This window comes from Streptomyces griseorubiginosus (assembly GCF_017614965.1).
GTDB lineage: Bacteria > Actinomycetota > Actinomycetes > Streptomycetales > Streptomycetaceae > Streptomyces > Streptomyces griseorubiginosus_B.
Genome location: NZ_WVUG01000067.1, coordinates 14,160 through 33,119 on the forward strand (window position 1 = coordinate 14,160; position 18,960 = coordinate 33,119).

Consider the following 18,960-nt stretch of genomic DNA (forward strand, 5'->3'; position numbering starts at 1 on the left):
CGCGGCCCTACTGTCCCGTCACCACCGCTGCCTGCGGTCGGATCGGCAGGCGGTTGACGGGGCGGCCGGTGGCCGCGCGGACCGCGGAGGCGATGGCCGCCGGGGACGTCACCACCGGTACCGCGCTGACCGCCTTGGCGCCGAAGGGCGCCACCACGTCGCGTTCCTCGACGAGTTTGACGATCCGGACGTCCGGGGCGTCCAGGGCCGTCGGCAGCGCGTAGCCCGTCAGGTCGGGGTGGCGGATCAACCCGCGCGCGGAGCGCAGGTTCTCCGTGAGCGCTATGCCGACACCCTGGGTGACACCGGCCTCGATCCGGGCGGCCAGCTGGGCGGGGTTGAGGACGCGGCCCACGTCCTGGGCGAGCGCCAGCTCCACCACCCGTACCGACCCGAGTTCGATGTCGACGTCGACGACCGCGCGGATCGCGCAGAAGGCCATGCCCACGAAGGCGTCGCCCTGGCCCTGCTCGTCGAGCGGCTCGGTCGGGTGCGGGCGGCACTGGGCCGTGGCCCACAGCTCCTTGCCGTCCATCGCCTCGGTGACGGTGGTGGACAGCACACCGTCGTACGAGGTGATCTTGCCGTCGGTGATCTGCAGCAGCTCGGTCGACATGCCGAACTTGTGCGCGAGGGGCTGCAGGAGCTGGGTGCGCACCATCTTGGCCGCCCGCTCGACCGCACCGCCGGACACCCAGGTGTGGCGGCCGCGGCAGCCCGCGCCGGCCGGGGGCTGGTCGGTGTCGACGGGCGCCACGTGCACCTCGTCGATGCCGAGCGTCTCCTGGACGATCTGCCGGGCCAGCGTGGTGAAGCCCTGGCCGGTCTCCACGGCCGCGCAGAGCACGGTCGCCACGCCGTCCTGCACCTTCACGGTCGCCGTGGACACCTCGTCGGCGCCCTCCGCGCCGAGCATGTGCACCATGCCCAGGCCGTAGCCCACGCCCCGGCGCACCGCGCCCGGTTCGCCCGCGCCCTCGGGGCCGCCGGGCAGCAGCCACTCGTCCTCGGGGGTGTCCTTGGGGAGGGCGGGGAGGGGGAAGTCCCGTACCGCCTGCAGGAGTTCGGCGACGGGGGCCGGGCAGGTCACGGTCTGGCCGGTCGGGAGCACGTCCCCGGTGGCCAGGGCGTTGCGGAGGCGGAGTTCGGCCGGGTCGACGCCGAGTCTCTTGGCCAGCTTGTCCATCTGCGCCTCGTAGGCGGCGCAGACCTGCATGGCACCCTCGCCGCGCACATGGCCGGAGGGCGGGTTGTTGGTGCGGACGGCCCAGCCCTCGATGAAGGCGTTGGGGACGACGTAGGGGCCGCAGGCGAAGCCCACGGCGGCGGCCAGGGCCTCGGAGGAGGCGTCGGCGTACGCGCCCGCGTCGAGCAGGATCTGCGCCTCGACCTTGACCAGCTTGCCCTCGGCGTCGGCGTGGTGCCGGTAGCGCAGGAGGGTGGGGTGGCGGTGGGCGTGGCCGAGGAAGGACTCTTCGCGCGTCGCGGTGAGTTTGACCGGGCAGCCGGTCTTCAGCGCCAGCAGGCCGAGCGGGAGCTGGAAGCCCTGGTCCTCGCGGTCGGCGGTGGCGCCGGAGACGCCGGTGACGACGATCTTGACGCGCTCGGGTTCCAGGCCGTAGCAGGCGGCGGCCGTGTCGCGGTCGGTGTGCGGGTCGGTGGAGGCCAGGTACAGCTCCACGCCGCCGTCGGGGCGCGGGACGGCGAGCCCGGCCTCGGCGCCGATGGGGGCGGGGTCCTGGCGGCCGATGCGGTACAGGCCCTCGACGACGACCTCACCGACCGCGTCCGGGTCGCCGTGGCGCAGGGGGATGTGCCGGATCAGGTTGCCGTCGGGGTGCAGCGGTTCGGCCTCGAAGGCCTGCTCGGGGTCGGTGACCGGGTCCAGGACCTCGTACTCGACCATGATGGCCGCGGCGGCCATGCGGGCGGTGTCGGGGTGGTCGGCGGCGACGGCGGCGATGGGCTCGCCGTGGTGGCGCACGACCTCGGAGGCGAAGACCGGGCGGTCGGCCGTGCCGCGCCCGTGGCGGGCGGAACCCGGCACGTCCTCGTGGGTGACGACGGCCCGCACGCCGGGCATCTCCCGCGCGTGGGAGGTGTCGATGGACACGATGCGCGCGTGCGCGTGCGGGGAGCGCAGGACGGCCGCCCACAGCAGGCCCTCGGCCCACAGGTCGGCCGCGTACGGGAACGTGCCCTCGGTCTTGGCTCGGGCGTCGGCGGCCGGCAGGGAGGCGCCGAGGCCGTGCGGCAGCGGCTCGGGGGCGGGTGCAGCCTCCGCGGTGGTGGTCGCGGTGGCGGCTTCGTTGCTCACGCCTGGCCTCCGTCCTGTCCGTACGCCTGGTCACGCGGTCCCGTGGGCCCTGGGTTCATGGCCCCGGGTGCCTCGAACGCCGACGGGTTGACGCCGCCGGCACCCGGGCCCGCCTGGTGAGGAATACGCGCCTCGTCGCCGTCGTGTTCGGCGGCCTCGGCGGCGGCGTGCGCCTCGCGTTCGGCGACGACGTCCTTGACGGCCTCGACGACGCCCCGGTAGCCGGAGCAGCGGCACAGGTTGCCGCACAGGGCCTGGCGCGTCTCCAGTTCGCTGGGCGCCGGGTTGCCCTCGAGGAGGTCGTGCACGGTCATCGCCATGCCGGGTACGCAGAAGCCGCACTGCACGGCACCGCACCGGGCGAGCGCGCGCTGCACGTCGGAGGGCTGGCCGTCCTCGGCGAGGCCCTCGACGGTCCGCACCTCGCTGCCGGATGCGGTCACGGCGGGGACGAGGCAGGAGGCCACGAGCCGACCGTCGACCTGCACGTTGCACGCCCCGCACTCGCCCTGCGAGCAGCCGTCCTTGGCGCCGGCCAGGCCCAGCCGCTCGCGCAGCACGTACAGCAGCGACTCGCCGATCCAGGCGTCGGACACGGGCCGTTCGACACCGTTGACGCGCAGGACGTAGGTGGCGAGGGGGTGTTCCTCGGCGGGGGGCGTCGGGGACGGCGCCTCGGCCGAGTCCGGCTGGTCCGCCTGGTCCGCCGGGCTCCCGGCACGGGTGGCGTCGGGGTCGTCCGAGGGGCCGTCGGCGGTCGCGGCGTCGGCCGCCTGGCCCGCGTCCCGCGCTCCGGCCGCGGCGTTCACCGCCCCGGCGGCCTCCACGGCCCCCTCAGCGGCCTCCGCGGCCCCCTGAGCCCCTTCGGCCACCCCGGCGGCCTCACCGGCCCCCTGAGCGGCCTGTGAGGCCGCTACGGCGGCATCGGCGGCGGACTCGTAGGGCTCACCGGGATCGGCGAGGCGGGCCGGGGCGGAGCCACCGGAGGTGTGGTCGGCGGCGTGGGCGGTCCGGTCCCCGGCCATGGGCGCGTGCTCGTCGCCCCCGGCACCGTGGGCGCGGGCGTCGGGGTGGCCGGCGTTCCCGGGCGGGCGCCGGTCCGCCCCGCCGTCGTGCTCGCGGGGGTGGCCCGGGGTTCCGGCCGGGTGCGGCTGCCCGGCGTACTCGGCCGCCGGTGACGGGGTGCCGTGCGGCTGCTCGGGGTCGTGTGCGGGCCCGGACGTGTACTCCGGCCGGTCCGCTCGCGCGGGCGCGTGGCCCGAGGGCTCCGGCGCCGACGCGCCCGGCTCGACGCCGGTACGCGGCGAGGACCGCTCGTGCGCGGGGCCGTCCTGCGGGTCGTATCCGGTGCCGGTCCGGGGCCGCGCGTCGTGCGCCTGGCCGGGGAGTGTCCCCGTCGAGGACTCGTGGGGGCGGCCGGTGCCGTCCTCGGCGCCCGGTGCCTCCGGCTGCGGCTGGTCCCAGGGCCGGCCCGCCGCCTCCGTCGCCCAGGGGGCCGCGGCGCCTCCCGGGAGCGTCGCCGGCGGCGTGCCGCCCCACTGCTGGACCAGGGACGAGGTGGTGAACTCGCCCGACTCGTCCGGGAGGTCGCCGCCGGCCACCGGGATCGACCACTGGCCGGTCACGTCGTGACCCGGCGCCGAGGTGGGCGTGTGTCCCGTCGGCTGCGGATCCTCGTAGGTCCACTGCTGCGTGGAGGCGGGGTTGTACGTGAAGCGGTCGTCGCCCCCGGTGGGCGCGGCGGCGTTGGGGTCGGGCCACTGGGAGCCGTCGGCGGGGGCGCCCCACGGGCCGGCCGCCCCCTGGTCGGTCCCCGGGCCGGGCGCTATCTGCGGCGGCACGTACCCGTGCCCCGGCGCGGCCAGCGGGCTGTCGGAGGCGGCCAGGAGCGCGTCGATGCCGCCCTCGGGGAGCTTCACGAAGGCGGTGGCGCCGTCGTCGTAGTCGCCCTGGGGCAGCGGGTCCCAGCGGCCCCCGCTGCGGGGCGTGCCCTCTCCGTGCTGGTCGTCGGTCACGACAGCGCCCTCCCTAGTGCTCGTCGGGCCAGCGCGGCGACGGTGCGCCGCAGGTGCAGTACGGCGGGCGGAAGGGGTTGGACGGTGCCGTCCGCCTCGGGAACGGGGTCGGGGATGCAGGCCGCGGCGACGTACTCGCCGAAGGCGTGCAGCGCCTCGGGGACGATCGTGCGGTTGTTGTCCCAGTCGATGAGCCGGGCGACCCACTGCTCGGCGTCCAGCGGGCGCAGCGGCATCGGCGCTATGGCACCGACGGCGCACCGCACCCCGCGCCGGGCGGGATCGAGGACGAGCGCCACGGAGGCCACCGCGCGGCCCGGCCCGGTGCGTCCCGTCGCCTTCAGGAAGACCTGGGGCGCGTGCAGCAGCGGCACGCGCACGTACCCGATGAGTTCGCCGCCGCGCAGCATGTCGACGCCGGCCAGCAGATGCGACACCGGGATCTCCCGGCGGGCTCCGCCCGGACCCGCGATGATCAGTGTCGCCTCCAGGGCGGCCAGCACCGGCAGCGCGTCCCCGGTGGGCGCGGCCGAGGCGATGTTGCCGCCCAGGGTGCCCGCGTTGCGGATGTGCGGCGGACCGGCGGCGCGCGCGGCGGCGGCGAGCGCGGGGATGAGCGCGGCGAAGTCGGGGCGGCCCATACGCGCGTGCGTGAGGCCCGCGCCGAGCAGGGCGTGCCCGTCGAGGTACTGCCAGCCGCGGATCTCGCTGATCCGGCCGAGGCCGACCAGCGCGGCCGGCCTGAGCTGCCCGGAGTTGACGGCGGCCATGAGGTCGGTGCCGCCCGCCACGGGTACGGCGGCGGGCACGGCGGTGAGCGCCGCCACGGCCTCGTCCAGGGTCGTGGGCAGCGCGACGGCCTGCGCCGCCTGCGGTGCGTGCGTGGTCAAACCGGCTGCCCCTTCCCGCTGCCCCACCTGGTCCCACCTGTGTTGCCGTACGGTACGTGCTGACAGGGCGGACGTGGCAACTCTGGCACATCTTCGAGGCACCCGAAGACGGGGGTCCGCTAGGCGGCATTCGCCCCTCTCATCAGGGAGATGGTCCGTTTTCGCACAACATCACCGCTGCGCGCGAATTGGCACTCTTCGGTGATGCTTGCGACGTTTTTCCACCACCTGTTCGGGACGCCCGGTTACCCGTTCGTGAGCTACCTGTTCGGGGGCGTGCCCTCGATCGGACGGCCGAGCACTCCGGGGCGCCGCTGCCACGGACGGGGTCCGGTGGGTGGCCGGTAGGCGACGCCCAGGGCGTCGAGTCGCCGGTAATGGGCGCTCATCCGCCGCTCGAAGTCGGCGAAATCCCGTTCCCCGGGGGCCGGCAGGGAAGTCCACGCCACCTCGGCGAAGGCGGCCAGGCGCGGGAAGGTCTGGTAGTCCACGCGCCCCTGGTCCTCCATCACCTCGGTCCACACGTTGGCCTGTGTGCCGAGGACGTGCGGGACCTGTTCCGGCGTCAACTCGGGTGGAACGGGCTCGAAGCGGTAGACGTCCTCCAGGGTGCGGACGTACCCGATCGGGACCGGCTCGTCGGCGCCGTCGGCCTGCCGGTGGTCCAGGTACACGTACTGCTCGGGGCACATCACGACGTCGTGGCCGGCCCGCGCGGCGGCGACCCCGCCGGCGTAACCGCGCCACGAGGACACGGCAGCGCCCGGGGCGAGGCCGCCCTCCAGGATCTCGTCCCAGCCGATGAGCCTGCGCCCGCGCGCGCTCAGCCAGGTGTCGAAGTGGCCGATGAACCACGCCTGCAGACCGTCCTCGTCGGTGACGCCGAGTTCCGCGATGCGGGCCTGCGCGGTGGGCGATCGCCGCCACTGGTCCTTGAGGCATTCGTCACCCCCGACGTGGATGAACTCCGAGGGGAAGAGTTCGAGGAGTTCCTCGAACACCCCTTCGTAGAAACGGAGGGTGTTGTCAGTGGGGGCCAGTACGTTGGGAGAGATCCCCCAGTTGTCCCAGACGGAGAGGGAAGTGGTGTCGATGACATCCGTGTTGCCGAGTTCCGGGTACGCGGCGATGGCGGCCTGCGAGTGTCCCGGCACGTCGATTTCGGGGACGACGGTGATATGCCGCTCGGCGGCATGGGCGACGATCTCCCGGATGTCGTCCTGGGTGTAGAAGCCACCGTGCGGCTTCTCCTCCCACAGCTCCGAGGCGCGGTGACCGAATTTCGTTCGTGACCGCCAGGAGCCGACCTCGGTGAGCCGGGGATATCTTTCGATCTCGACGCGCCAGCCCTGGTCGTCCGTCAGATGGAAGTGGAAGACGTTGAGTTTGTGCGCCGCCATGAGGTCGAGGTAGCGCAGGACACCTTCCTTCGGCATGAAGTGCCGGGCGACGTCGAGCATGAGTCCGCGCCAGCCGAAACGCGGCGAGTCCTCGATCCGGACCAGGGGCAGCCGCCAGGTCCGGCCGGGCAGCGGGGCGCGCCGGAAGGCGTCCGGGCCGAGCAGCTGCCGTAGCGTCTGGGCGCCCCAGAACAGGCCGGCGGGGCCGCCCCCGGCCAGGTGCGCGCCGGTGGGGAGGACGTCGAGACGGTAGCCCTCCGCACCCAGCTCCCCGGTCACCGCCGGGTCGACGGACAGGCGCAGGACGTCGTCGCCGTCCCCGTCGGCGGGAGCGAACGGCAGGCCCGTGGCGGCGCCGAGCGTGCCGCGCAGCCAGCGTGCCGTGCCGTCCGCGCCCTTTCCCACCGACAGTCCGGTCCCCGGTCCGAGTTCCCGGAAACCGGGGCCGTGCCGGTGTGTGCGGGCGGGCTCCGGAATCACATCCATCACGTCACTCCTCAGAAAACACCCTGCGGACAGGAAGCCGTTCAGGCCGGGATGAGGGAAAACCGGAATTGCGTCACGTCGGTCGCGGTGAGGAATTCACGGAAGGGATCTCCAGAGTTCGCGTTGCAACCTGCGCAATGCGCGTTTCACTGCGCACAACATCATACGAAGGCCCCCGGGGCGCGCCGAACGGCACCCCGGGGGCCTTGCGAGCCTCGGGCGTTACGGGTTACTTGTCGCCCTTGTCCTTGTCGCCGCCGCCGGCGCCCATGGAGTCGTAGATCTCCTTGCACATCGGACAGACGGGGTACTTCTTCGGGTCGCGGCCCGGTACCCACACCTTGCCGCACAGCGCCACGACGGGGGTGCCGTCGAGGGCGCTCGCCATGATCTTGTCCTTCTGGACGTAGTGGGCGAAGCGCTCGTGGTCGCCGTCGCCGTGGGACACCTGTGGCGTCGGCTCTACGAGGGTCCCCGTACCAGTCCCGCGCTCGGGCTCAAGAGTGCTCATATCGCCAAGGGTACTGAAGCTCACAGGCATCAGTTGAGCGAAGGGTCGTCCGGGTACGTGGCCACCATCGCCAGCTCGTTGCGCTGGCGGCGCAGCACCTCGCGCCAGAGTCTCTCCGGGGACGGCGAGGAGACGTCCCCGGGCTCCGACTCGACGACGTACCAGGCGCCCTCGACCAGCTCGTCCTCCAGCTGACCGGGGCCCCAGCCCGCGTACCCGGCGAAGATCCGCAGGGAGCCCACGGCCGAGGCGAGCAGCTCCGGCGGGGCCTCCAGATCGACCAGTCCGATCGCGCCGTGCACCCGGCGCCAGCCCAGCGGTGCCCCGTCGGCGGACGAGCCGCCGGGGATGACGGCGACTCCGAGCGCCGAGTCGAGGGAGACCGGGCCGCCCTGGAAGACGACCCCGGGCTCGCCGGCGAGATCCGCCCAGCCCTCCAGGATGTCGCCGACGTCCACGGGGGTCGGACGGTTGAGGACGACACCGAGGGAGCCCTCCTCGTCGTGGTCGAGAAGGAGCACCACCGCACGGTCGAAGTTCGGGTCCGCCAGGGCGGGCGTTGCCACGAGCAACCGCCCTGTGAGCGAGGACACCTCGGTCATGCCAGACATGATCCCGCATCTTCCCCGGGCGTGGGGAGGCAATCGGGGTAAGGAGGGGGAATGCAGCTCAGGGCTCAAGGAGGCACGCGGCGGGCGCACGGGAGGGCCGGTGACCCCATGTGCCCGGCGGTGAACGGGCCGTGTTGTGACAGAGCTATGACGTAGCTGGGCGGTACTTGGGCTTACAGAAGGGGGGTGGGCGGCGATTACCCTTTCCCTTCTGGCCCCTGCCCGACTCATCGGAACGCGAGATACATGACCGTCAACGACGATGTCCTGCTTGTCCACGGCGGAACCCCGCTGGAGGGCGAGATCCGTGTCCGCGGTGCGAAGAACCTCGTACCGAAGGCCATGGTCGCCGCCCTGCTGGGCAGCTCGCCGAGTCGACTGCGCAACGTTCCGGACATCCGTGACGTGCGTGTCGTACGCGGCCTGCTGCAGCTGCACGGGGTGACGGTCCGTCCGGGTGAGGAGCCGGGCGAACTGGTGATGGATCCCACCCACGTCGAGAGCGCGAACGTCGCCGACATCGATGCCCACGCGGGTTCCAGCCGTATCCCGATCCTCTTCTGCGGTCCCCTGCTGCACCGCCTCGGCCACGCCTTCATCCCCGGTCTCGGCGGCTGCGACATCGGCGGCCGGCCCATCGACTTCCACTTCGACGTGCTCAGGCAGTTCGGCGCGCGGATCGAGAAGCGCGCGGACGGGCAGTACCTGGAGGCTCCGCAGCGGCTGCGCGGCACGAAGATCCGGCTGCCGTACCCGTCCGTCGGCGCGACCGAGCAGGTACTGCTGACGGCCGTCCTGGCGGAGGGCGTCACCGAGCTCTCGAACGCGGCCGTCGAGCCGGAGATCGAGGACCTCATCTGCGTCCTGCAGAAGATGGGCGCCATCATCGCGATGGACACCGACCGCACCATCCGCATCACCGGTGTCGACCAGCTCGGCGGCTACGCCCACCGGGCGCTCCCGGACCGGCTGGAGGCCGCGTCCTGGGCGTCGGCGGCGCTGGCGACCGAGGGCAACATCTACGTCCACGGCGCGCAGCAGCGCTCGATGATGACGTTCCTGAACACCTACCGGAAGGTGGGCGGCGCCTTCGAGATCGACGACGAGGGCATCCGTTTCTGGCACCCCGGCGGGCAGTTGAAGTCGATCGCCCTCGAGACGGACGTGCACCCGGGCTTCCAGACCGACTGGCAGCAGCCGCTCGTCGTGGCCCTCACGCAGGCCACGGGCCTGTCCATCATCCACGAGACGGTGTACGAGTCCCGGCTCGGCTTCACCTCCGCGCTGAACCAGATGGGCGCGCACATCCAGCTCTACCGGGAGTGCCTGGGCGGCTCCGACTGCCGCTTCGGCCAGCGCAACTTCCTGCACTCGGCCGTCGTCTCCGGCCCGACCAAGCTGCAGGGCGCGGACCTGGTCATCCCCGACCTCCGCGGCGGCTTCTCCTATCTCATCGCCGCCCTCGCCGCCCAGGGCACGTCCCGGGTCCACGGCATCGACCTGATCAACCGCGGCTACGAGAACTTCATGGAGAAGCTCGTGGAACTGGGAGCGAAGGTGGAACTGCCGGGCAAGGCGCTCGGCTAGCAGCCAGTCGCACCAACGCCGATGGGGCGGTCACCCAGTCCGGGTGACCGCCCCATCGGCGTTGTGCTGAGCGCCCCTCAGGGGCGCGGGGCCTTATCGACATGCGGCTGCGCCGCGCGGGCGCGACCAGCCACGGCGGTCCCGCCGGCCGACAAACGGCCCGCAGTCACCCGGCGCTCGAAGCGGAGCGCTCAGTTGCCCTTGGCCGCTTCCTTCAGCTTGCTGCCCGCGGAGACCTTGACGCTGTAGCCGGCCGGGATCTGGATCGGGTCGCCGGTCTGCGGGTTGCGCGCGGTGCGAGCGGCACGGTGGGTGCGCTCGAAGGTCAGGAAGCCGGGGATGGTGACCTTCTCGTCGCCCTTGGCGACGATCTCGCCGACGGTCTCGGCGAACGCGGCCAGAACGGCGTCGGCGTCCTTGCGGGTCACCTCGGCGCGGTCGGCCAGCGCGGCCACCAGCTCACTGCGGTTCATGTTGTTACTCCCGTGTTCTTCTTGCCGTTGGGGTGTGCCACGCGGCAGAGCCGCATATTGGCACAGCGAAGCCGATGCGCTCGCGCCCAGGGACGCATCCTGCCCCTACCTGCGACGGGAAAGCCAATCCGGCACCCGTTGGAGTCGTGAGTACACCCTAGGGGGTCACACGAAACGCGGGCCGAGGAGGCGCGAGCGTGGCCGCCACCCTAGAGGGTGGCGAGAGGCGCCCGGTTCCACGACTCGCCGGTGCGGCACGTCGTGGTGATGCTCACAGCGTGCCCACAGTACGACAGGCCCGCCAAGCCGCGACAGGCCCGCCCAGCACCGTACGCCACGTCTAGGACGCGGCGCCCGCCGCCTTCGCCGCCTCCCGCACCGCACCGGCCACCGCGCCCGCGACCTTGTCGTTGAAGACGCTCGGGACGATGTAGTTCGGGTTGAGCTCGTCCTCGGTCACCACGTCGGCCAGCGCGCTCGCGGCGGCCAGCATCATCTCCGTGTTGACGGTGCGGGACTGCGCGTCCAGCAGACCGCGGAAGACGCCCGGGAAGACCAGCACGTTGTTGATCTGGTTCGGGAAGTCGGAGCGGCCGGTGGCCACGACGGCCGCCGTCTGACGGGCGATCGCGGGGTCCACCTCGGGGTCAGGGTTCGCGAGCGCGAACACGATGGCGCCCTCGGCCATGGCGGCCACGTCGTCCCCGTCCAGCACGTTCGGGGCGGAGACGCCGATGAACACGTCGGCTCCGCGAACGGCTTCCTTCAGCGTGCCGGTCAGGCCCTCGGGGTTGGTGTTGTCGGCGATCCAGCGCAGCGCCGAGTCCGCGGGAGCCTCCCGCAGGTCCTCCCGCCCGGCGTGCACGACACCGCGGATGTCGGCGACGACGGCGTTCTTCACGCCGGCCGCGAGCAGCAGCTTGAGGATGGCCGTACCGGCCGCGCCGGCGCCGGACATGACGACCCGGATGTTCTCAATCGCCTTGCCGGTGCAGCGAAGTGCGTTCTTCAGGGCGGCCAGGACGACGATCGCGGTGCCGTGCTGGTCGTCGTGGAAGACGGGGATGTCGAGGGCCTCGCGCAGCCGCGCCTCGATCTCGAAGCAGCGGGGGGCGGAGATGTCCTCGAGGTTGATGCCGGCGAACCCGGGGGCGATCGCCTTGACGATCTCGACGATGGCGTCGGTGTCCTGGGTGTCGAGGCACAGCGGCCAGGCGTCGATGCCCGCGAAGCGCTTGAAGAGGGCCGCCTTGCCCTCCATGACCGGGAGGGCGGCCTTGGGGCCGATGTTGCCGAGGCCCAGCACGGCGGAGCCGTCCGTCACGACCGCAACGGAGTTGCGCTTGATGGTCAGACGGCGGGCGTCCTCGGGGTTCTCGGCGATCGCCATGCAGACGCGGGCCACGCCCGGCGTGTAGATCATGGACAGGTCGTCACGGTTGCGGATGGGGTGCTTCGACGCCATCTCGATCTTGCCGCCGAGGTGCATCAGGAACGTACGGTCGGAGACCTTGCCGAGGGTCACGCCCTCGATGCCGCGCAGCTTCTCGACGATCTCGTCGGCGTGGCTGGTGGAGGTGGCGGCGATGGTGACGTCGATGCGGAGCTTCTCGTGACCGGAGGCGGTGACGTCGAGGCCGGTCACCGAGCCTCCGGAGGACTCCACGGCGGTGGTGAGCTGCGAGACGGCGGTTCCGCTCGCGGGCACCTCCAGCCGGACCGTCATCGAGTAGGAGACGCTGGGCGCCGTTGCCATGGCCGACTTCCTCTTTCAACTCTGACGCTGGGGTATGCCGTCCGATGGTCGCACCTACTGCTGAGTAGGCGTTAGCCGCCCCGGATTGCGATCGTTTTGTTCGCAACAAAAGAGGTCCGCGCCCTGCTGGGCGCGGACCTCTTCGACGTCAGTGACACCGACCCGCCATGCTCGCCTCGCGGCAAGTGGTCCCTCTCAGGGACGAAGGTTGGGCCCGGGGGCTTGGATCGGGCCGGTGTCGCATCCAGGCTAACAAACGGATCCCGTCAGGCCATTCCCGTCACGAGAGTTCATCTCCTTCTAATCTCTGAGCAGGTCCGGCACCCCGGCCGGGTCCGGCTGGTCGCGCTCCCCCGACACGACCGTCAGCTGCTGCGTCGCCCGGGTGAGGGCCACGTACAGCACCCGCAGTCCGGCCGGGGACTCGTCCGCGATCTCCGCCGGGGAGACGACGACCGTGGCGTCGTACTCCAGGCCCTTCGCCTCCAGGCTGCCGAGCGCCACCACCCGGTCGCCGAGTCCGGCGAGCCAGCGGGCCGCCTCCTCGCGCCGCTGCATGGCGACGACGACACCGACGGTGCCGTCGACGAGGTCGAGGAGGCGGGCGGCCTCGGCGCGGACGGTCTGGGCGAGGGAGTCGCGTACGACGGTGAAGCGCGGTTGTACGCCGGTGGAGCGGACCGCCGAGGGCGACTCGGCGCCCGGCATGGCGAGGGCGAGGACCTTGGCGGCGAGTTCGGCGATCTCGGCGGGGTTGCGGTAGTTGACGGTGAGCTGGAAGCGGCGGCGCGGGCGGGTGCCGAGGGCCTCGTCGCGGGCCTCGGCCGCCTCGTCGGGGTCGGACCAGGAGGACTGGGCGGGGTCGCCGACGACCGTCCAGGTGGCGTGCCGGCCGCGGCGGCCGACCATCCGCCACTGCATCGGGGTGAGGTCCTGGGCCTCGTCGACGATGACGTGGGCGTACTCGGTGCGCTCCTGCGCGAGGCGTTCGGCGCGCTCGCGCTGCGACTCCTCGCGCACCGGCATCAGCTCCTCCAGGCCGGTCAGCTGGTCCAGCGGGTCCAGCTCGCGCTTCTTCCGGGGGCGGGCGGGGACGCCGAGGATGGACTGGAGCTCGTCGAGCAGGGCGATGTCGTGCACGGAGAGGCCGTCGCGGCGCAGCGAGCGGGCGACGCGGCGGACCTCGCCGGGGTTGAGGATCCGGCGGGCCCAGCGGCCCAGCCGGCGCTCGTCGGCCATCGCCTCCAGCACCGCCCGCGGGGTCAGCTCGGGCCACCAGGCGTCGAGGAACTCGGTGAAGGAGTCCTCGGTGGTGATGTCCTCGTCGAAGGAGGAGCGCAGTTCGGCGGCGAGCTCGGGGTCGGTGTGCCGGGTGCCGGCGCCGGACCGCTCCCACAGGGCGTCGAGGAGCAGCTTGCGGGCGCGGGGGCGCAGCAGGTTGACGGGCGCGGTGCCGCCGAGGGCGGTGCGCCGGATCCGTTCCAGCGCGTCCGCCTCCAGCTCCAGCCGGCGCCCGAAGGCGACGACGCGCAGGCGGGTGGGGGGGCCGGCGGGCGCCGGCGTGGCCGCGGGCGGGCCGAAGCCGTTCCCGCTCCCGTTGCTGTTCCGGTCGCCGTCCCCGGCCCCGTCGCCGAAGGCGAGCTGCTCCGGGCGGTCCGGCCCGGCGGAGGCCGACTCGTCCGTGGCGTCGGTCGCGTCCGGAGCCTTCTCGCCGACACCGAGCCGAGCGGAGCCCGGGTCGGCACGGCGGGATGCGGCGGAGTCCGGGGCGGCAGGCGGGCGCGCCCCGGCGCCCGGACCGCCCGGCCCCAGTTCCAGCGCGCCCCGCGCCGCCTTCCGCAGGACCTTGAGCATGCGGTACGAGCCCTTGGCGCGGGCGGTGGACGGGGAGTCGTACAGCGTGGCCTCCGCGCCGTCGACCAGGGAGCCGATCGCGCGGATGGCGACCTGGCCCTCCTCGCCGAGCGAGGGCAGGACGCCCTCGGTGTAGGCGACCAGCAGGGGGGTCGGGGAGACGATGAGGATGCCGCCCGCGTACCGGCGCCGGTCCTGGTAGAGGAGGTAGGCGGCGCGGTGCAGGGCGACGGCGGTCTTGCCGGTGCCGGGGCCGCCCTCGACGTAGGTCACCGAGGCGGCGGGGGCGCGGATGACCAGGTCCTGCTCGGCCTGGATGGAGGCGACGATGTCCCGCATGGTGTGGCTGCGGGCCTGGCCGAGCGCGGCCATCAGGGCGCCGTCGCCGATGACGGGCAGTTCCCGGCCGTCGAGGCGGGCCTTGAGCTCGGGGCGCATCAGGTCGTCCTCGACGCCGAGGACGCGGCGGCCCTTGGAGCGAATGACCCGGCGCCGCACGACCCGGCCGGGGTCGACGGGGGTGGAGCGGTAGAAGGGGGCGGCCGCGGGCGCCCGCCAGTCGATGACCAGGGGCGCGTACTCGGCGTCGAGGACACCGATCCGCCCGATGTGCAGCGTCTCGGCGATGTCGGCCGTGCCGTCCTCGCGCACGGCGCCCTCGGCGGGCTCGACGGCGGTGTAGGCGCCGTCCGGCCCCTTCTTGCCGTCCTTGCCGGGCAGCAGGTCGATCCGTCCGAAGAGGAAGTCCTCGAACTCGTTGTTCAGCCGGCTGAGGTGGATGCCGGCCCGGAAGACCTGGGCGTCCCGCTCGGCGAGCGCCCCGGGCGTGCCGACCTGGCCGCGTTTGGCCGCGTCGTTCATCAGGAACTCGGCCTCGTGGATCTTCTCCTCGAGCCGCCGGTAGACCCGGTCCAGGTGTTCCTGTTCGACGCTGATCTCTCGGTCCCGTACGGAGTCGTGATCCGAGCCGACCGCGGTTTCCTGCTGAGCCTGAGCGGCCACCGGGCCCCCTTCTGACGTGCTGGGCAGCCGTCAACCGTACGCGAAGGGGACCCGTCAAAGCTACGTGGCGGCGCGCGTCGGTCCCACGAGGGGACCGACAAGTGCTACGCGTCGACCTGGACGAGCTTCTTGCCGTCGAAGGTCATGACCTCGAAGTGGTCGATCTCGTTGGGTTGGAAGGCCGCGCCGCCCTGCGCGTACAGAGGCTGCTTGGCCTCCTCGACCTTGGCGTTCGGGATGCCGTAGCCCCACTTGGGGACCGACCAGGAGGACATGGTCTCGCGCTCGCCGTTCTTGCCGACGGCGATGAGCGAGCACTTCAGCGGTCCCTTGACGTTGCTGAGCTCGACGACGCCCCAGGTGCCCCAGTCCTTCTTCTCCATGGCCACGGTCGCCTGGACCTTGGTGGAGGAGTCGGTCGCCGACACCTTGTCGGAGATCTGACCGAAGGCCGCCTTGGCACCGGCCGCGAGCGGGGTGGCATTGGTGCCGCCCGAGCTGCCGCCGCCGTTCACGGCCATCACCGCGAGCGGACCGCCGATGATCAGCGCGGCCGCGGCCGCGACCAGGTAGAAGCCCTTGCGGCGCTTGACCGCCCGGCGCTCGGCGACCTCGTCGACCAGCTTCTCCGCGAGCCGTGGGCTGGGCCGTGCGGAGAGCGACTCGCCGATCGCGGGCGTGCTGCCGGTCCCCGGCAGGTCCGCGAGCGCCGCCAGCATGGGTTCCATCCCCGCCAGCTCGTCGAGCTGCTGGGCGCACCATTCGCAGGTGGCGAGATGTGCCTCGAAGGCGGTCGCCTCGGCGTCGTCGAGGATGCCGAGGGCGTAGGCACCGACCGTTTCGTGCTCGCTCGGGCCCGGAGATCCCATCATGGGGCCAGACATACCCGAACCACCTGTTCCGAATCCCCCGTAAACACTCATGCCGTCACCCCCCGCTCCTCCAGAGCCAGCTTCATCGACCGCAGGGCGTAGAACACCCTGGACCGCACCGTTCCGCTGGGAATGCCCAGCGTCTCGGCCGCCTCATTGACGGTACGCCCCTTGAAGTACGTCTCGACGAGCACCTCCCGGTGGGCCGGGGTCAGGTCGTCGAGCGCGTCGGACAACGTCATCAGCCACAGCGCCTTGTCGATCTCGTCCTCCGCGGGGATGACCTCCAGCGGCGACGGATCGACCTCCTGCGGCCGGGCCTGCCGGCTGCGGTGGCCGTCGATGACGATGCGGCGCGCGACCGTCACCAGCCAGGGGCGTACCGATCCGGTCGCTCGATTGAGCTGGCCGGCGTTCTTCCAGGCACGGATGAGCGTTTCCTGGACCACGTCCTCGGCGCGCTGCCGGTCTCCGGCGACCAGGCGCAGTACATAAGCAAGGAGAGGTCCGGCGTGCTCCCGGTACAGGGCACGCATCAGCTCCTCATCAGGTTCCGAGGGCTGGGACATGCGATGTCGGGCCCTCGATCCACGTTCATTGGCCACGACGGAATCCTTGCGCACGCCCACCTCCGATGTCCGGGGGTTCCCCCAGTCGGTCGCTCGTGCACAGGTACGGATGTGGTCTCCGTCATGTTCAAAGCGGCACGACAGTTTTCTTCGGGGTGACGTGATGAGTGGGACATGAGAGCACATTCCCACCCCGCGATCTTTACATTTCCGCCACATCGGCAAGATCGAGCCAGCTGCCCGGAGCGGGCCGGAGGCAAACGGGATGTTGTCGAAATCACTTCGACACCAGAATGCCCGTTACCCGGCGTACCGAGCAATCAGGACACTTAGGCCCGGGTGAGAGCCACCCTCCGACGGTGCCGAGCCACCCGTTCGCGGTTCCCACAGACCTCACTGGAGCACCAGCGCCTCCTGCGCCCCCGGGACGAATCGACGTAGAAGATCGGGCAGTTGTCCCCCTCGCACTGCCGCAGCCCCGCCCGCGCGACCGGGTCGGTGAGCAGCTCCACGGCGTCCCGGGCGATCGCCCCGAGCAGCGCCGCGCACTCCGGCGGCCCGTCCAACTCCCTGACCAGCACCCCGTCCTCGCCGCGCACGGCACGCGGGGCCGGCGGCGCGGTCCTGGCGAGCTCGTTCACGCGGACGAGCGCGAGGTCGTACGACGGCCTCGGTACGGCGGCGAGCGCGCCGCGCACCAACTGGCCGATCCGGGCCCGCAGTTCTCGGAAGCCGACCAGCCAGCCCGGGTCCGCGTGCGCCAGTGACGTGCCCGGCGGCACGAGTCCCGCGCCCACGATCCAGGCGCACAGCACCTCGACCGAGTCGAACCGTTCCTCGGGATGCGTCGTCGCCAGCAGGTCCAGGCAGATCCGCCCGGCGTCGAAGCGCAGCTCGTGAGGGACCGAGACCGTACCCAGTGCCATGTGCCTGTCACCGCCTGGGGCTGGGGTGGAGAACCGTTCCCCTTACAGTGCCCGTCCGCCCGCGCGGCCGGAACCCCTCGTGCCGGTGAGGAGGTTGGACGAGCGCGTATGCGGGTGCGCGTCTCGGCGATGTCCGGGGCGCCGTGCCGTCCGTTGACTTGAGGCATGACGCGGAACAGGACTGCCACGGGACTCGTACTGGGCGCGGCCACGGTCGCCATGGGACTGATCGCCGGGGTCTACTACATCTTCGCCTGCTGTGTGATGCCGGCGCTGGCCCGCAGCGACGACCGGGTCTACGTCGAGGTCATGAACGACATCAACGACGTGATCCAGAACCCGGTGTTCTTCCTCTCCTTCATGGGCGCGCCGCTGCTGACGGCGGTGTCGGCGTGGCAACTGCGGGGCCGGCCCTGCCGCTGGTGGGTGTGGGCGGCCCTGGCCGCCTACACCGCCGGCTTGTTGACGACCATGGCCTTCAACATCCCCCTCAACGACGACCTTTCCCGCGCGGGCGACCCGACCGCGGCCCGGGAGCACTTCGAGCACGCGTGGGTGGCGTGGAACGCGGTGCGCGCGGTGCTGTCGACGGTGGCGCTGGTGTGTCTGACGCGGGGACTCGTGCTGTACGGGGCGTTCCGGCGCAGGGGCGATGTCAGCCCGTCCGGCGGTGTCCACGGCGGTGCCCCCTCCGGGGGAGTCTGAGGACGCGGCCGTTCGAGCCGAAGGGGGCCCGGGAGCCGGCGGGCTCCGGCAGACGGCACCCGGAACGCCCGGCGCCCCAGCTCACGCGTCCGCGTACTTCGCGTCCGCAGCGGGGTCCAACGCCAGCCGGTACCCCCGCTTCACCACCGTCTGGATCAGCTTCGGTGCCCCCAGTGCCGTCCGCAGACGGGCCATCGCCGTCTCCACCGCGTGCTCGTCGCGCCCGGCGCCGGGCAGGGCACGCAGCAGCTCCGAGCGGGCCACCACCCAGCCCGGCCGCCGGGACAGCGCCCGCAGCAGGGACATCCCCGCGGGCGGCACCGGCCTCAGCTCCCCGTCGACGAGCACCGCGTGCCCCCGGATCTCCACCCGGTGCCCGGCGATCGGCAGGGCGCGTGCCCGGCCCGGCAGCTCCTGGCACAGCAGCTGCACCAGCGGCCCGAGCCGGAACCGCTCCGGCTGGACGGTGTCGACGCCCCGCGCCTGCAGCGGCAGAGCGGTGACCGGCCCGACGCAGGCGGGCAGTACGTCGTGGTGGAGGGCGGCGATCAGCTCCGGCAGCAGCCCTCGCTCCTCCGCCCGGTTCAGCAGGGACGCCGCGGCCGGCGCGCTGGTGAAGGTGATCGCGTCCAGGCCCCGGGAGACGACGGCGTCCAGCAACCGGTCCACCGGCCCGATGTCCTCGGGCGGCATCCACCGGTACACCGGCACCCCGACGACCTCGCCGCCCGCGGCCCGCAGCGCCTCCACGAACCCGGGCAGCGGCTCACCGTGCAGCTGTGCGGCGATCCGGCGCCCGTCGACGCCCTCCTCCAGCAGCCGGTCCAGCACCTCGGCCATGGACTCGCTCGACGGTGACCACTCCTCGGTGAGCCCGGCGGCCCGTATCGCCCCCTTGACCTTGGGTCCGCGCGCCAGCAGCTCCACCGTGCGCAGCCGCTCCAGCAGCGGCTCCCCGAGCCCCCACCCGTCGGCGGCCTCGACCC

General features: G+C 72.5%; 15 protein-coding genes. 2 read left to right on the top strand and 13 right to left on the bottom strand.

Features of this window, described 5'->3' with window-relative positions:
• Window positions 1-7: 7 nt before the first annotated feature.
• From GRC12_RS15565 to GRC12_RS15590, 6 genes are all read right to left on the bottom strand, one after another.
• Window positions 8-2,317: a xanthine dehydrogenase family protein molybdopterin-binding subunit gene (locus GRC12_RS15565; protein ID WP_208779842.1), complete on the bottom strand. Its 2,310-nt coding sequence runs from the start codon at window positions 2,315-2,317 to the stop codon at window positions 8-10.
• Complete coding sequence (locus tag GRC12_RS15570; protein ID WP_208779843.1) at window positions 2,314-4,332, bottom strand: 2Fe-2S iron-sulfur cluster-binding protein; 2,019 nt, start codon at window positions 4,330-4,332, stop codon at window positions 2,314-2,316. The genes GRC12_RS15565 and GRC12_RS15570 overlap by 4 nt, the downstream gene beginning before the upstream one ends.
• Window positions 4,329-5,222, bottom strand: coding sequence for an FAD binding domain-containing protein (locus tag GRC12_RS15575; RefSeq protein WP_133046288.1), 894 nt, complete (start codon window positions 5,220-5,222; stop codon window positions 4,329-4,331). Before GRC12_RS15575 ends, GRC12_RS15570 begins: the two co-directional genes overlap by 4 nt.
• 260 nt (window positions 5,223-5,482) lie before the next feature.
• Entirely contained in the window at window positions 5,483-7,108 is a 1,626-nt protein-coding gene (locus GRC12_RS15580; RefSeq protein ID WP_208779844.1) for a beta-N-acetylhexosaminidase, read from the bottom strand.
• Window positions 7,109-7,337: 229 nt separating this feature from the next.
• The gene (locus GRC12_RS15585; protein ID WP_133046286.1) at window positions 7,338-7,619 is read right to left on the bottom strand and encodes a DUF3039 domain-containing protein; all 282 of its coding nucleotides are present in this window, start codon (window positions 7,617-7,619) and stop codon (window positions 7,338-7,340) included.
• 29 nt (window positions 7,620-7,648) lie between these two features.
• A complete protein-coding gene (locus GRC12_RS15590) occupies window positions 7,649-8,221 on the bottom strand; it encodes a YqgE/AlgH family protein (protein ID WP_208779845.1) in 573 nt (190 codons plus the stop codon).
• Window positions 8,222-8,476: 255 nt separating this feature from the next.
• On the opposite strand from GRC12_RS15590, the gene murA reads away from it, so the two are divergent.
• A complete protein-coding gene (gene murA / locus GRC12_RS15595; RefSeq protein ID WP_133046284.1) occupies window positions 8,477-9,817 on the top strand; it encodes a UDP-N-acetylglucosamine 1-carboxyvinyltransferase in 1,341 nt (446 codons plus the stop codon).
• Window positions 9,818-10,008: 191 nt separating this feature from the next.
• On the opposite strand, the gene GRC12_RS15600 is transcribed toward murA, so the two are convergent.
• The 6 genes from GRC12_RS15600 to GRC12_RS15625 form a co-directional block, all read right to left on the bottom strand.
• Entirely contained in the window at window positions 10,009-10,290 is a 282-nt protein-coding gene (locus GRC12_RS15600; protein ID WP_006139383.1) for an HU family DNA-binding protein, read from the bottom strand.
• Between the two features lie 340 nt (window positions 10,291-10,630).
• On the bottom strand, window positions 10,631-12,046 hold the full coding sequence (locus GRC12_RS15605; RefSeq protein ID WP_208779846.1) for an NAD-dependent malic enzyme: 1,416 nt from the start codon (window positions 12,044-12,046) through the stop codon (window positions 10,631-10,633).
• A gap of 300 nt (window positions 12,047-12,346) precedes the next feature.
• Window positions 12,347-14,902 carry a HelD family protein gene (locus GRC12_RS15610; protein WP_208779847.1) on the bottom strand — a complete coding sequence of 852 codons (2,556 nt, stop codon included), beginning with the start codon at window positions 14,900-14,902 and terminating at the stop codon, window positions 12,347-12,349.
• A 104-nt stretch (window positions 14,903-15,006) separates the two neighbouring features.
• Window positions 15,007-15,774, bottom strand: coding sequence for an anti-sigma factor family protein (locus tag GRC12_RS15615; protein ID WP_208779848.1), 768 nt, complete (start codon window positions 15,772-15,774; stop codon window positions 15,007-15,009).
• Window positions 15,775-15,821: 47 nt separating this feature from the next.
• Window positions 15,822-16,343, bottom strand: coding sequence for a sigma-70 family RNA polymerase sigma factor (locus GRC12_RS15620; RefSeq protein WP_010039908.1), 522 nt, complete (start codon window positions 16,341-16,343; stop codon window positions 15,822-15,824).
• A gap of 329 nt (window positions 16,344-16,672) precedes the next feature.
• Window positions 16,673-17,269: a CGNR zinc finger domain-containing protein gene (locus tag GRC12_RS15625; RefSeq protein ID WP_208779849.1), complete on the bottom strand. Its 597-nt coding sequence runs from the start codon at window positions 17,267-17,269 to the stop codon at window positions 16,673-16,675.
• Between the two features lie 165 nt (window positions 17,270-17,434).
• On the opposite strand from GRC12_RS15625, the gene GRC12_RS15630 reads away from it, so the two are divergent.
• Window positions 17,435-17,974 carry an anthrone oxygenase family protein gene (locus GRC12_RS15630; RefSeq protein ID WP_208779850.1) on the top strand — a complete coding sequence of 180 codons (540 nt, stop codon included), beginning with the start codon at window positions 17,435-17,437 and terminating at the stop codon, window positions 17,972-17,974.
• A gap of 81 nt (window positions 17,975-18,055) precedes the next feature.
• Here the strand turns inward: GRC12_RS15630 and GRC12_RS15635 are convergent.
• Window positions 18,056-18,960, bottom strand: a 905-nt coding sequence (locus GRC12_RS15635; RefSeq protein ID WP_208779851.1) for a uroporphyrinogen-III synthase, incomplete at its 5' end; no start/stop codon positions are given.

What these genes read in the sequence shown, in the direction of transcription:
- GRC12_RS15580 (WP_208779844.1), bottom strand. Translation starts at nt 7,108, where the DNA reads ATGGATGTGATTCCGGAGCCCGCCCGCACACACCGGCACGGCCCCGGT.
- GRC12_RS15585 (WP_133046286.1), bottom strand. Translation starts at nt 7,619, where the DNA reads ATGAGCACTCTTGAGCCCGAGCGCGGGACTGGTACGGGGACCCTCGTA.
- GRC12_RS15590 (WP_208779845.1), bottom strand. Translation starts at nt 8,221, where the DNA reads ATGACCGAGGTGTCCTCGCTCACAGGGCGGTTGCTCGTGGCAACGCCC.
- murA (WP_133046284.1), top strand. Translation starts at nt 8,477, where the DNA reads ATGACCGTCAACGACGATGTCCTGCTTGTCCACGGCGGAACCCCGCTG.
- GRC12_RS15600 (WP_006139383.1), bottom strand. Translation starts at nt 10,290, where the DNA reads ATGAACCGCAGTGAGCTGGTGGCCGCGCTGGCCGACCGCGCCGAGGTG.
- GRC12_RS15605 (WP_208779846.1), bottom strand. Translation starts at nt 12,046, where the DNA reads ATGGCAACGGCGCCCAGCGTCTCCTACTCGATGACGGTCCGGCTGGAG.
- GRC12_RS15615 (WP_208779848.1), bottom strand. Translation starts at nt 15,774, where the DNA reads ATGATGGGATCTCCGGGCCCGAGCGAGCACGAAACGGTCGGTGCCTAC.
- GRC12_RS15620 (WP_010039908.1), bottom strand. Translation starts at nt 16,343, where the DNA reads ATGTCCCAGCCCTCGGAACCTGATGAGGAGCTGATGCGTGCCCTGTAC.
- GRC12_RS15625 (WP_208779849.1), bottom strand. Translation starts at nt 17,269, where the DNA reads ATGGCACTGGGTACGGTCTCGGTCCCTCACGAGCTGCGCTTCGACGCC.
- GRC12_RS15630 (WP_208779850.1), top strand. Translation starts at nt 17,435, where the DNA reads ATGACGCGGAACAGGACTGCCACGGGACTCGTACTGGGCGCGGCCACG.